Source organism: Streptomyces sp. NPDC029138, from assembly GCF_055564375.1.
Genome location: NZ_JBVHWM010000045.1, coordinates 38,333 through 51,207, shown reverse-complemented (window position 1 = coordinate 51,207; position 12,875 = coordinate 38,333). Strand labels below are relative to the sequence as shown.

The following is a 12,875-nucleotide window of genomic DNA, read 5'->3' as shown; positions in this document are numbered from 1 at the left end:
GCGAACACTGCGTCGTACCCCTTCAACCTAGACAGCCCCCGCCGCCGGAGCATCCGTCATTTGACGGCGTGCGCGCCTTTGCCGAGGGACCGGAACGCGCACCCCGAAGCACATGTTCGTGCGATGCCTCATGGCACGGGCGCGGAGCACACTGCGAGACCAATGGTGAAAGGAGTCGCGGTGAGCCCTCTGTCCCGCACCAGCGCCCAGTCGGACACGCAGCAGGCCCCCGGACCGGACCCCAACCGGTGGCACGCCCTCTGGGTCACCCTGGTCGCCGGTTTCATGATCCTGCTGGATGTGACGATCGTGTCCGTGGCCCTGCCGTCCATGCAGCGCGACCTGGGCGCGAAGCCGTCGTCGGTGCAGTGGGTCGTGTCGGGCTACGCGCTCACCTTCGCGCTCGCCCTGGTGGTCGCGGGGCGGCTGGGCGACGCCGTGGGCCGCCGGCGGATCTTCCTCGTCTCGCTGTCCGCCTTCGTCCTGTGCAGCGCGGCTGTCGGCGCCGCCCCCACCATCGGCATGGTCGTCGCGGCGCGGCTCGCCCAGGGCGTCTCGGCCGGCTTCCTGGCACCGCAGAACTCCGCGCTGATCCAGCAGCTCTTCACGGGCTCCGAACGTGCCCGCGCCTTCGGCCTGTTCAGCGCCACGGTGGGCATCTCCAGTGCCGTCGGCCCCATCACCGGCGGCATCATCCTCGCCCTGGCCACGGGCACGGACGGCTGGCGGTGGATCTTCTACGTCAACGTCCCCATCGGTGTGGCGGCGCTGCTCCTGGGCCGCCGGCTGCTGCCGAGGTCCGCCCCCGGAAAGCACGGGCACCTGGACCTCGTCGGGGTGGGCCTGCTGGGAGCCGGTGTCCTCGCGCTGATGCTGCCGCTCGTCGAGGCCGACTCCGGCGGGCTGCGCCGCATGTGGTGGCTGTTCCCCGTCGGCGCGCTGCTCCTGTACGGCTTCGCCCGCTGGGAGGGCCGTGTCTCCGCCCGTGGCCTGGAGCCTCTGGTGGAGCCGCAGTTGATGCGCGGGGTCCGCGGGTACGCGGCGGGGGCCGCGCTGGCCACCGTCTACTTCGTGGGTTTCAGCGGCATCTGGCTGGTGTTCGCCCTCTACTTCCAGGACGCGCTGGGGTATTCACCGCTGGAGTCCGGACTGGCCGTGACCCCCTTCGCGTTCGGTTCCGCGGCGGCCGCCGTGGTGGCCAGCCGGCTCGTGGAGCGCCTGGGGCGGCTGCTGACGGTCCTGGGCCTGGTCGCGGTGGCGGCGGGCCTGACGGCCACCGCGCTGCTGCTGTGGCTGGTCCCGGCGGACACCGCGATCTGGGCGGTCGTACCGGCGCTCCTGGTGAGCGGGATCGGCAGCGGCTTCGTCATCTCCCCCAACGTGACGATGACCCTGCGCGAGGTCCCCCTGCGCATGGCGGGAGTCGCGGGCGGCGCGCTCCAGACGGGCCAGCGGCTGGGCGGCGCCATCGGTACGGCCGTCCTGCCGGGGCTGTACTACCTGGCGAAAGGCGAGCACGACGGTCCGTCCGCCGCGGTCGCCCTGTCCGTGGGCGCGGGCATCCTCGCGATCCTGACGGCTCTGGTCCTCGCGGTGACGGACTGGCGTACCGACCGGCGCAAGGGGCGGCCCGCGGCGCCGCAGTCGTCCTCCGGTGAAGCCGCCTCGGACGGCTGAGCGGAGGCGGCCGCGGTCCGCACCCTAGCGGCCGGCCGCGGCCGCCTCGTACTGGTCGACGATGTCCTGCCGGACCAGCCCCCGGGGGTTCACCTCGATGCCCTGGCTCCTGGCCCACTCCCTGACCCGGGCGGCCTTCGACACATCACGCCGTACCGGCGCCCGGCGTCCTCCGGGGGCACGGTTACCGGTACGGCGGCCCGCCTCGACGAAAGGGGCGAGCGCGTCCAGCAGCTTCTGATGACCCTCGGGAGCCAGGTCTATTTCATAAGTCACACCGTCGATGCTGAACGAATGCGCCGAGATATCGTCACCGGTTTCCCCGGTCAAGTCATCCGTGTAGATGGTGATGGTGGCCCGGGCCATTGAGCATCTCCTCCGGAGGAACCAGGGTTCGGCTACAGAAATCTCGGTCAATCAGTTCCCCCGAGTATGTTAAGGCTCATACGCCGATACCACGCACGCCAAACAGGACGCCGTACGTACACCCTGGTACAGGCGTTATTCGCATGTCCGGTGATCGCTCTCAGAGCGGGAGAGTTATCCCGAGTTCCTGCATGGCGCTGGACGGCGGTCCGCCCTCGGAGCGCTCCGTCTTGTAGCCCTTGACCCGCGCCGACAGGGTGCGGGGATCGACGGCCTCGGCGGGGGCTCCCTTGGCGTACAGGCCCTCCGGCTCGCTGTCGCGGTCGTGCGGAAGCAGCCAGAACACCCGGCGCCTGAACGTCCCCGAGGAGCGCGACGGCTTCGCCTCGGTGCCCAGGCAGGCATATCCCACCATGCGGCCGTCACGGTGATACGCCGGCCTTCCCCTCCGGGTGGGCAGCCGGTCGAGACTCTGCCGAACGTAGTCCAGCTGTCCGATGTCTTCCAACCAGACCAGATCCGTCTCGTGACTGATCTCGTCTTCGGTGATCAAGGAGCTCATGCGACGGCTTCCCTCTCTTCGCCGGTGAGCAGACCGATACCCGGGTAGTACTTCCGCTGGTTGGACAGGATCATCTCCTTCGGCGACGCCAATCCGACGAGTTCTCGGGCCCGTGCGGCGAAGGCACGAGAAGACATGGGTGGCACTCCCTCATTGTGGCACCAGTCCTTGTACGCCTTGTAGAGGCCCGTCTGCTCGGTGCGGAGGTCGGCGGCCAGGACGCAGCATTCCTCGAAGAACCGGCCCGTGTGGTCCTCCGTCTCAGCGTAGGCGTTCGTGGCGATCCTGACCCGCTCCGGGCCCGTGAGGTCGCGGGAGCCCTTCAGATAGCGTCGCGCCCCGTCGATGAGCCAGCCTAGGATGCCAGGCCCCTCCTCCGTGACGAGGATGTCGGCCAGGTTGTCGATCTTCCGGTCGTCGGAGACCACCCGTTCGAAGGGGATGAGCCGCATACGGCGCCAGAAGGCGAAGCCGCCGGTCCCGACCTCGGGGCGGTGGTTGCCGAGCAGCCAGAGCTTGTGGGTGGGCTGGAAACTGAAGAAGTCCTGCCGCATGCGCCGGGCCTTGATCCGGTCACCGCCGGTCAGCAGCTTGACCCGCGCCTCGTCGAACTTGTCCCCGGGTTTCACCTCGGAACAGACGATGACACGACGGCCGTGGAGTTCGGCCAGGTCTGTGGGATGCCCTTCGTAGGGGCGGGCCATCAGAAACCCGGGCGGCGCGGCATCGGCGTAATCGCCGAGCAACCGCATCAGAACATCCAGAAGAACCGACTTACCGTTCTTTCCCGAACCGAAAAGGAACGGAAGAACTTGACCGCCGACATCACCGGTGACGGAATAACCGAGCAACAGCTGTAGAAAATCGATCATCTCGATTCCCTCGGCGTCGTCGCCGAAGGTGTCGGTCAGGAAACGGTTCCACCGGGGGGTGGGCACATGCTGGGGGCCCACCGTGGTCGAGCGGGAGTGGAAGTCCTTGTTCGGGTCGGGCGCCTTGATGAGCCCGGTCTTCAGATCGACGATCCCGTCGGGGGTGCACAGGGCGTACGGGTCGGCGTCCAGCCGCGCCGCGTTGAGCACCATGCCGGGGGCCGACTTGGCCTGGGCCAGCATGGCGTTGATGCCCGCCGTGGACAGCGCGCGCTTGCGGTGCTGCTGGAGGGACGCCGAGCTGAACACACCCCGGGGGTCCTGCATCGCGATGTTCTCCGCCAGGTCCCCGGCCGCCCACAGCACCGTGTCGTCCTCGTCGATCTGCCACCGGGTGGTGTCCCAGCGGTACCAGCCGATTCCCGGGACGTGCCGGTAGTCATTGGCGTACAGCTTCACGAAGAGCTTGGCGTTGCCTCGGTCCGACAAGGTGTCGGGAAGCAGCCCCGCGGCGGTCACACGGGGATCGCTCACCCGGCCGGAGTCGTTCTGCGCCGGAAGGGGCACGGCGACCTGGCTCCGGATCTGGGCCGCGACCGCGGCGGGGTCGAAGTCGAAGAGTTTCGGGTTGCTCGGCGATGTCACAGGTGTCCCCCGCCGTTGTACAGGGGTCGTTTGGAGCCGGCCGTCAGACCGCTGCTGATGATCTGTTCGGCCCGACGGCGTTGTCCGGGCCTGACTGCCTCGGCGGTCTCGGTGAGGATGTGCTCGGCCTCCGACTTCGTCACGCGTCCGGCCGCCACCAGGCCTCCGAGGGTGTACGCGGCGCGGTTGAGGGCCTCCGAGAAGCCGGCACCCTCCGCCAGCCTCCCGCACGCCCACACGGGCGCCAGGACAGCTTTCAGCACCCTTTCGACACCGGTCGCTCCCCCGCCCGCCGCGAGAACCGCCTGCTGGGCCCTGGGGGGGACAGGACGAGGTGCCGGGATGTTGGCAGCGGGCAGATGCCCGGTCCGCTCCAGTTCCTGCTCCAGCCACTTCGGAAGCTCCGCAGGTTCCCGGACACTTCCGATGGGAGTGTACGTTCCCTTGTCGGTCACAGTGCCCGGGGCAACGATGTAACCACCGTGCGCACGCACATCGACCTGCCAGGCCAGGGCACGGCCCTTGCTGGACCCTGACGAGCACTGCCAGCGGCGGTAGTCCCCGGCCCGGTACCAGACGTGCATCCCCCCCGACGGGGTGCGCACCCGCAGCGTCGTCTCGTCGTCGGCGGGGCTCGCCTGGTCGCGGAGCGCCGCGAGTACGGCGAGGGTGTGGAACCCGTTCGACAGACCGCTGAGATCGACCTGCTCACCGATGGTGATGCCCGGCAGGATGCGGTTCCTGTCCGGCGGCTGAACGGCGTGGGCGTCGATGTCGATGACCACCAGGTTGGCCGGGCCGCAGGCGACTCCCACCCCGAAGTCCGGGCGGGCACCCCACCACTGGCCGATGCGGTGCTGGTCCAGCGTCGCCGCGTGGAAGCCATGGCACCAGCGGCCGAGCGGGAGACAGGCGCACTCCGCTGCGGAGTGCGGCGCGGAACGGCAGGCCGCGCAGTTGGCGGCCGGCGTCTTACGCCCAGGAGCCAGAGGATGGACGGGCCAGCCCCGGCGGGCGCACCAGCGGGCCGTCGCCAGGGCGGAGGCAGCGACTGAAGGCTCCCGGTAGGCCTGGTTTGGGTCGCTGGTGGAAAAGCCCAGTTCAGCGGACATACGCACCCCCTACCAGCGACCGAAGCTACCCAGTGACGCACACAGACTAGCGAACGTGAGCGCGGGGAGCATGGAATGCCCACCTGGGAAGACGCGGGCAAGTCGGACTGGGTGGGTCTGCTGCCGCGCAGAGCGACTGAGACTGAAGGGCGAGCGACTGAGCGACTTCAGTCGCTGCTGTTGGGTCGCTGAGAAAAGCCCAGGTCAGAGAGGTCGGACCCGGGTAATTAGCGACTGTAGCGACTGAAGGCTTCTATCTATGACGCGCACACGCACGCGCATAATCCCTTCATATATGGCAACCATCGGTCGCTTCAGTCGCTGCCGACCACAGCACCCTGCCTCTGACCTGGGCTTTTCTTGACTGCGGACCCAGCTACCGAAGGGGTTTCCCAGTCGCTGAGCTTCAGTCGCTGCTGCCCGGCTCCCGGCAGACGGGGAGCAGACGGGCCGCAAGGACAGCGACTGAACGCCGGCGGGCCGGGAGTGACGTGCTGGGTACATGTTCAGTTTCCGGTCGCTACGGTCGCTGGAGTCGCTCCCCCGCACGTCCGGCGTAACCAACCGGCTCCCGGGTCGTTGATCCCGGCATGGGGGCGGTCTTGATCGGGAGTGAGGAACCGGAGGGGGCGATGGGCACTGTGCGGATGCGCCTGCCTGCCGCTGGCTGTGATTCGTTTGGTCATATGCCGAGAGCGGTCTGCACAGTCAGAAGCGGTGAAGTTTACCACACTGGTGGTTGTTCTGGCGCAGTGGGAGCCCGCTCGACGACCGGGTCGGTTGGGGGGCCGGTCAGGGTGCGAGACCGGGCCTGTCAGGAGAAGGCCATTCAGCCACTAACCAGCCGCGAGCATGACGAGGAACCACCGAGCTGCCTGTACCGGGTCCCGTGTGGCATCGAAGCCGTCGCGCTCCCAGAGGGCTGCGGCGTTCATCGCCCCGGCGTTCCCGCGCTCGGCCGCCCCCACGTACCGGCGCAGCGCTTCCTTGTCCTGGTCCAGCGCCGACAACCGGTCGGCGGTACGGCGCCTGCTGGCACGGTCCCCTCGCGTGCGGCGGTGTCGAACAGTCGCAGGGACTCGTCGGGGGCGTCGGTCAGCTGGGCGGGGTCGTTTTTGCCGTAGGTGTCATAGCGCACGGCCGATCCAGTCTGCGGGCGGTGGTTGGCCCCGGGTCGGGCTCACGAGACTGAGCCAAGAGTCCATGTGGCCAGCGTCAGACGCCCCGCGCGCTGGCCCTCCCTCCCCCGCTGGCCAGGCCGGTGACGCAGCAGCCTCCTTCGAGGCGATTACGGCTGGCATCCGGGTCGCGCGAAGCGGACTTTGGAGACCGGGGAACCGGCCGCAGACCGTTCCTGCGGATCGTGCGGCAGTGGTGTGGCCATGCAAAGCCACAGACTCGCCCTCGCCTTCCGTTGGACCAGGGGCCCAGCATCTCCCGCACAGTCGTCAGACGACACCGGCATACGAAGGGTGTTGCGGAAGGCCGTGATCAGGGCGTCTTCCATGTATGGGCGGGGTGTTGGAGGCTGAGCGTGTGTGGGTGGAGATGTTCACCGGCCTGCGCATGATCAGTTCGGTCGGCTGCTGAGGGCGGTCCGGGAACATGGCCCAGTGCAGGTCATCGTGGACGCGGAGACCCGACTCGTGATGGCCGCAGCCCGTCCGCTGCCCGGGACGACCGCGGTCGTGAAGGCGTGGCGGGACTCCGGTCCGGCCGAGCGCTGCGGGGGTGTGACCGTGTTCGGTGACGGCACCTACATCAGCACGGGCCTGATCGTCCCGCGGCGAGTCTTCTCCCGTAGGAAGAGTTACAAGATCCTCCGTGACTGCCGGCGGCGCGGCGACGGGCTCCACCCCGCGTCGAGGCCGTCGCCCCCGATTGTGGCAGCAGCCCTGCCGAGGGCTACCTCTCCCCCACTGTGGTCGGTCGATTATTACGCCGTAATAGCTGTCGGCTCCAAGAACGGTGTTGAGCGGTTGGTCCCGTGTGGGGACGTCGCCGCGGATCGTGTCCGATGAACTGTGGGATCGCCTGGAGTCACCGCTGCCGCAGGATCTTGTTTCCGGCTCGGGCGTGACGTGCTGGCGGCGGGTGTGGGACTGGAACGGGGCCCGGTGTCTGGCACGGGCTGCACGCAGTCCTGCGGACCGGCGATTCCACCGGTCCGCGATCGGGTCGGCTGTCCCCGCCGCCAGCAGGACTCGCTGTCCGCCGACCGTGGCTACGATCACGACATCTAGTGCTGTGACCGCATAGGCTCACTGGGCTGAGTCCGCAGCGCGTTCGGATGTGCCGTGACGTCCGATCCAGTGACGTGAACCGTACCTGGATGCCTGCGTGTGCCTGGGATGGTCGCGGACATGCTCGAAGAGAAGTTGGATGCGCTCTCACGGATGACGGCCGAGCACATGGCCATGCCGTTCCTGCCCGGCTTCCGCGGTCTGGACATCGAGGATCAGGACATGGTGATGCTCGACGCGGACGCCTATGGCTACGCGACGAGCGTTCTCAAAGGACCTCTCACCGAACAGCACCGCGCAGCCCTCACGCGGCTGGCGACCGTGTTCGGCAAGATCCTCCCGGTGATCGACAACGAGTACGCGAGCAGGTAGTACACGCACGTGCGCAAGATGGCAGTGCTGGCCGCCGAGGTCGAGAACCTGCGCGAGAAGTAGTGCTCTGACTGGGAACGGTCGGCTGCTCCGGCGGTTGGATGCGTGGTGACGTCCGATCCCGACTGCTGGAGGCACGGTGGCCGAGCCTGTCCGTGCGCGCAGACTGACCGACCGCGGTTCAACGAGATCGGCCTGTCCTGCCTGGACCCTCGGTGGGCGGGAGGCCGTCCCCGCGAACTCAGCCCTGACGAGGAAGACTTCGTCGTCCAGACGGCCACCACCCGCCCCCCGAACTGGGCCAGCCCCTCCCCCGCTGGTCCCTGCGCAAGCTCGTCGCCTACCTGCGGAAAGTGCACGGCCGGGTGATCCTCATCGGCCGTGAGGCGTTACGGGGCCTGCTCGCCCGCCACGGCATCACCTGGGCCGCACGCAAACACCCCGACCGACTGCTGGCCACCTACCACCGCACCCACGGGGTGCGGTACTTCCACGGCCGCTACTCCATCGGCGACGACCGCTTGTGGGGCGTCAACCGCCGCAGAAAGGGTGCCGCCCCCCCTGGCCGCGCTGAAGCCGATCCGGTCAGCCCGGATTGATGGCGCCCCCATCTACGTGGTCCCGGACAACCTGTCCGTCCACAGGGGCGCCGACATCCACTGCTGGGCGAAGAAGAACAAGGTCGAGTTGTGCTTCACCCCGACCTACGCCTCTTGGGCGAGCCCCGTCGAGGCCCACTTCGGGCCGCTGAAGAACGTGCCCGCATCCGAAGCGAGAAGGGCATCCGCTGGGGCGGACGCCCTCTCGAAACTACAGCCTGAACCCGGTGAACCTATGTGGTCACAGCACTAGCGCAAGCAGGCCCGGCCCCAGGGTGGGCACCTATCGGCGAGTGATGGAGCAGGCACATCTGCCCGCTCGGGTCACCGAGCCTGGTAGGCGGTGGCCAGTATCGAGACGGTGACCTGGTTGGGCAGAAGACCGTCCCGGCCAGGTCTGCACGGTTCAGGTGGCGTGCGCTTGGTGTCATCCCCAGTAGGGCGAGGACCTGCTGCCGGGTCAGGTGCACGGTGTAGTCGACCTGTTCGGTAACGGCGGCCTCGAAGAAGGGATTCAGCGCCCGGTGCAGGCGCTGTTCCTTGTCCGGGTCGATCGTGACCATCGCAGGCACCCGGCCGCGCAGCTCGGCCAGGTGTCGCCTGGTAGGGCGGACCACAATCAGTCGGCCGGTCGAGCGCAGCACTCGGTGGAACTCAGCCGGGTTGCGTGGAGCGAACACGTCCAACACGACATCGACCACCCCGTCGGCAAGCGGAAAAGGACGGAAGACATCCCAAGCCGCCGCGGCGGCTCGATCATGGGCCCGAGCCGCCGCGCGCAGTGCCCGCACTGAGGTGTCCAGCCCCAGGCCATGGGCGCCCGGCAACTGGTTGAGCACGCCGGCCAGGTAGTAGCCCGTGCCACACCCGACGTCCACCACCGTGGCTCGCTCAGGCGCGGAGCCGGCTGCCAGGCGAGCCACGACTTTGCGGATGGGCGCGTATGTGCCGGTCGACAGAAATCTGTCCCGGGCCTGGGCCATGGCCGAGTCATCGCCGCTGATGGCACGGGTGCCCGTCAGCAGGCTGGCGTAGCCGTGACGGGCGATGTCGAAGGTGTGCCCCGTCGGGCAGCGCAGGGCGCCGCGGTCAGGGTACAGGCGGTGCGTGCGACACGTCGGGCAGCGCAGCAAGTCGAGGAACGGTTCGAGGGCAGGGGGAAGCGACATGGGCACGAGGCACTCCTGGCAAGGATGAGGGGAAGAGACCGTGCCTGTGCATGCGCTCAGAACTCACCCTGGTTCACGCAGCAGGCACACCAAGGAGGGCGCCGCCACCAGGCGTCGCCCTCGATGTCTTCCGATCACAGGAAGCAGCAGTGCGGGGTGCTCATGAATGCCACACCAGGAGTCTACGAGCAGCGCGGCCCTCAGTCAGAGCTATTACGGCGTAATAGCGCGCTCCTGGTCAGGCGGCCAACAGCGGTCTTCAGTACTCGTCGGCTACCAGCCGGGCCTCTGGCTATTACGGCGTAATAATGCGCGGCTTCGTCGGCCTCGCATCCCCCCTCCGGAGGGCGTCAGAGACGGCGATGGCCGCTCCAGCGCGGTTCTGCTGTTCGCAAGATGAGCTACCCGTTACAATAAACGTGAATAAACGAGATGAGACGAAGAGACGGGTGTAACGATGGAGATCATCCTGACCGTCAAGGAGCCCAGCGGAGAGTTCCAGAGGGACCTGTTGGTGCTGCTGGCGAAGCACGCCGACCAGGTGCGGATGGACATGGACTGGGATGTCCAGCGCGCGGCGCGCTTCTATGAGGCGCTGCCCGGACGGGCTCGCCGGATCGTCCAGGGTGTTGTGGCGGGCGACGGCTTCGTCTCCGCCGACGCATTGCGCCTCACTCCTGACGCGAGTCTGCGTGGCCATGCCGGAGCGTTGAAGCAGACGCTGGAGCGTGGGGTCCGCCTGGGCTGGTGGCCTGAGGGGATGCGTGCTCCTGTCAGTCCGGTGGGGCCGGGCTTCGGGAAGGTGCAGGGCTATCGCATGCCGACTGATCTTCTGGAGATCTTCAGTTCCGCGTTGCCACGCGGTGGACAGGCCCGCGACGCCGACAGCGATTCATTGGACTAGACAGATGGTGGTTCACTCCGCCGGGACGCGCCGCCGTGCCCCGCTCCGGCTCCACCGCTCCTCCACGCCCGCGTATTTCCAGACGAGCAGGGCGACGGCCCAGGTGGCGAAGAACAGGCCGACGATGACGAAGCCGACCGTGTTGAGGTCGAGACCGGAGATCCGGTCCCAGAACGCGCCGCGCAGGTGCAGCTTCTCGGCGAGTAGGCCGAGCAGTTCGGCTGTGCCGATGAGGAGGGCGACGGCGACGGACAGGCCGGTGACGGTGAGGTTGTAGTAGACCTTGCGGACCGGGTTGGAGAATGCCCAGCCGTAGGCGAAGTTCATGAAGGTGCCGTCGATGGTGTCCAGCAGGGACATCCCGGCCGCGAACAGGACGGGCAGGCAGAGGATGGCGTACCAGGGCAGGCCGGAGGCGGCGCCCGAGCCGGCGAGGACCAGCAGGGCGATCTCTGTCGCCGTGTCGAAGCCGAGCCCGAACAGCAGGCCCAACGGGTACATCTGCCAGGGGCGGGTGATCGACTTCATCAAGGTGCCCAGTAGGCGATTGAGGAAGCCCCGTTTGTTGAGGTGCTCCTCCAGCTCTGTCTCGTCGTAGCGTCCGCAGCGCATGCCTCGGAAGACCCTCCAGATGCCTGCCAGGGCAAGGAGGTTGATGACGGCGATGACATACAGGAACGCCCCGGAGACCAGGGTGCCGATCCAGCTCGTCAGAGTGTGCAGTGTGGAGTTGTCGTCCTGAAGCGGGCCGGCGAGGCCCTTGATCCCGAACGCCAGGAGGAGGGAGAGGGCGAACACGACGCTGGAGTGCCCCAGGGAAAACCAGAAGCCGACCGACAGGGGCCGTTTCTCGGAGTTCATCAGCTTCCGGGTCGTGTTGTCGATGGCCGCGATGTGGTCGGCGTCGAAGGCGTGCCGCATCCCGAGGACGTAGGCGGTGACGCCTATGCCCACGCCGAAGCTCTTCTGCCCCACGGTGAAGTGGTGGGGAGCCACGACGCTGACGAGGATGCCCCAGCCGATGATGTGCAACGCGGTGATGAAGGCGAAGACGGCCCCCAGGCGCGACCACTCGGCCTTCGTCAACGAGCGGCGGACTGTGGACAGTCGGCCGGGGGAGGAGAGTGGCCTCAGAGTGGGAGCGGACATGGTGGTTCCTCTTCCGTGGGTGCGGGCGCGGCCGGGCGCCGGGACGCGCTCATGAAAAGAGCCGTGCGGACCTGCTCCAGGTCCGCACGGCTCGGTGCGTTCAGACCGTCAGGCCGCCGGCGGCACGTACGGGAAGGTCTGCGACGGCTTCGCGGTGATCGACTCCTTGCCGATGCCCAGGGTCACCGGGGTGTTGCTGGCGAAGGAGAACATCACGTCCGGCGCGTTGTCCGTGAGGGTGCGCCCGTTCCACTGCGCGAACCCGTACGAGGCCGGGGTGCCGACCACATACGGCAGGACGTTGGGGAGAATCCGGTCCACGACCGTCTTGGCGTAGGCCTCGGGATCCTCGGCCGTGCCGTAGGCGCGGACCACACCGGCGACCGACTCGGTGAGGGCCTTGCCGTACAGCTCGACGTCCTGGCTCGGTACGTTCTCGTTGAGCTGGTCGCCGAGGGTCTCGTTGTACTGGGTGAAGAGCGGGTGGATCATCGGCAGGCCGGCCCGGTTGATCGGACGCCAGCCGCCGGCGTCCGTGGCCAGGGAGGCGACGGCCCATATGTCGATCTTGCGGTCCTCACCGGCGATGGGCAGCAGCTCCTCGTCGGCGACCTCCAGGACGATCGAGTACACGGTGTGTCCCGCGAAGAGGTTCGCCGCGCGCTGGGAGTCCCAGGCGGACAGGTCGACCTTGGTCCCGTCCTGGAAGGCGTGGCCGACGGCGTGCAGCACGTCCGGCTCGATCCAGAAGGGGTCACCCGCCTTGCCGACCCAGGCGCGGCTGCCGCCGGGCAGCTCCAGGGTCTCGCCGGTGCGGCCCCGCCCGATGACCGTGCCCTCGGCGAAGTCGTCCTGCGCGTCGGGCCCTGCCAGTCGGCGTACTTCGTAGGTCTGGACGCCGTTCGTGTCGGCCTCGGCGAACGTGAAGCGGTAGGTGACATCCTCGACCGCGTCGCCATTGGAATCGATCTTGAACTCGTACTTGCCCTCGGGGTGCAGGCCACGGGGGATGTCCTCGCCGGCCAGCGAGTGACTGTGGTCCGTGACGAACACGGTGCCCTGTTCCCCCCGGAACACGTACAGGTCCGTGATGTCCAGGCGCGGGTCCTGGCGGGCGATGGGGGAGTCGAGGTGATGGGACATGGTGCTCTCGCTTTCGTGTCGAAGCCGTGGTCCACAGTCTGCTGAGATCACGGACCGCAATC

11 protein-coding genes and 3 pseudogenes are annotated in these 12,875 nt (G+C 68.0%); 6 read left to right on the top strand and 8 right to left on the bottom strand.

Annotated elements, in window-relative coordinates:
* The first annotated feature begins 180 nt into the window (after nt 1–180).
* Nucleotides 181–1,677: an MFS transporter gene (locus ACZ4WH_RS29025; RefSeq protein WP_468185999.1), complete on the top strand. Its 1,497-nt coding sequence runs from the start codon at nt 181–183 to the stop codon at nt 1,675–1,677.
* Between the two features lie 24 nt (nt 1,678–1,701).
* Here the strand turns inward: ACZ4WH_RS29025 and ACZ4WH_RS29020 are convergent, their stop codons facing one another.
* The 5 genes from ACZ4WH_RS29020 to ACZ4WH_RS29000 all read right to left on the bottom strand — a co-directional run bounded on the left by ACZ4WH_RS29020 (nt 1,702) and on the right by ACZ4WH_RS29000 (nt 6,244).
* Complete coding sequence (locus tag ACZ4WH_RS29020) at nt 1,702–2,043, bottom strand: histone-like nucleoid-structuring protein Lsr2 (protein ID WP_468185996.1); 342 nt, start codon at nt 2,041–2,043, stop codon at nt 1,702–1,704.
* A gap of 160 nt (nt 2,044–2,203) precedes the next feature.
* Complete coding sequence (locus tag ACZ4WH_RS29015) at nt 2,204–2,605, bottom strand: DUF6009 family protein (protein WP_468185993.1); 402 nt, start codon at nt 2,603–2,605, stop codon at nt 2,204–2,206.
* Nucleotides 2,602–4,122 carry a DNA primase family protein gene (locus ACZ4WH_RS29010; RefSeq protein ID WP_468185991.1) on the bottom strand — a complete coding sequence of 507 codons (1,521 nt, stop codon included), beginning with the start codon at nt 4,120–4,122 and terminating at the stop codon, nt 2,602–2,604. The genes ACZ4WH_RS29015 and ACZ4WH_RS29010 overlap by 4 nt, the downstream gene beginning before the upstream one ends.
* Nucleotides 4,119–5,234, bottom strand: a complete 1,116-nt coding sequence (locus ACZ4WH_RS29005; protein ID WP_468185988.1) for a bifunctional DNA primase/polymerase — start codon at nt 5,232–5,234, stop codon at nt 4,119–4,121. Before ACZ4WH_RS29005 ends, ACZ4WH_RS29010 begins: the two co-directional genes overlap by 4 nt.
* A gap of 836 nt (nt 5,235–6,070) precedes the next feature.
* Nucleotides 6,071–6,244 (bottom strand): hypothetical protein, encoded by a 174-nt coding sequence (locus ACZ4WH_RS29000; protein WP_468185986.1) that lies wholly within the window; start codon nt 6,242–6,244, stop codon nt 6,071–6,073.
* A gap of 603 nt (nt 6,245–6,847) precedes the next feature.
* Here ACZ4WH_RS29000 and ACZ4WH_RS28995 point away from each other — a divergent pair.
* The 4 genes and pseudogenes from ACZ4WH_RS28995 to ACZ4WH_RS28980 form a co-directional block, all read left to right on the top strand.
* Nucleotides 6,848–7,255, top strand: a complete 408-nt coding sequence (locus ACZ4WH_RS28995; RefSeq protein ID WP_468185983.1) for a hypothetical protein — start codon at nt 6,848–6,850, stop codon at nt 7,253–7,255.
* Nucleotides 7,185–7,474, top strand: a pseudogene (locus tag ACZ4WH_RS28990) (hypothetical protein); the annotation flags it as partial. The gene ACZ4WH_RS28995 and the pseudogene ACZ4WH_RS28990, both read left to right, overlap by 71 nt.
* Before the next feature lie 123 nt (nt 7,475–7,597).
* Nucleotides 7,598–7,849: a hypothetical protein gene (locus tag ACZ4WH_RS28985; RefSeq protein ID WP_468185981.1), complete on the top strand. Its 252-nt coding sequence runs from the start codon at nt 7,598–7,600 to the stop codon at nt 7,847–7,849.
* 177 nt (nt 7,850–8,026) lie between these two features.
* Nucleotides 8,027–8,670, top strand: a pseudogene (locus ACZ4WH_RS28980) (helix-turn-helix domain-containing protein); the annotation flags it as partial.
* A 102-nt stretch (nt 8,671–8,772) separates the two neighbouring features.
* Here the strand turns inward: ACZ4WH_RS28980 and ACZ4WH_RS28975 are convergent.
* A pseudogene (locus ACZ4WH_RS28975) lies at nt 8,773–9,623 on the bottom strand (methyltransferase).
* Nucleotides 9,624–10,074: 451 nt separating this feature from the next.
* On the opposite strand from ACZ4WH_RS28975, the gene ACZ4WH_RS28970 reads away from it, so the two are divergent.
* A complete protein-coding gene (locus tag ACZ4WH_RS28970) occupies nt 10,075–10,521 on the top strand; it encodes a hypothetical protein (RefSeq protein ID WP_468185979.1) in 447 nt (148 codons plus the stop codon).
* 12 nt (nt 10,522–10,533) lie between these two features.
* Here the strand turns inward: ACZ4WH_RS28970 and nicT are convergent, their stop codons facing one another.
* Both nicT and ACZ4WH_RS28960 read right to left on the bottom strand, forming a co-directional pair.
* Nucleotides 10,534–11,670 carry a Nickel transporter NicT gene (nicT, locus tag ACZ4WH_RS28965; protein ID WP_468185976.1) on the bottom strand — a complete coding sequence of 379 codons (1,137 nt, stop codon included), beginning with the start codon at nt 11,668–11,670 and terminating at the stop codon, nt 10,534–10,536.
* Between the two features lie 108 nt (nt 11,671–11,778).
* Entirely contained in the window at nt 11,779–12,813 is a 1,035-nt protein-coding gene (locus ACZ4WH_RS28960; RefSeq protein ID WP_468185973.1) for a DUF4331 family protein, read from the bottom strand.
* Nucleotides 12,814–12,875: the final 62 nt, after the last annotated feature.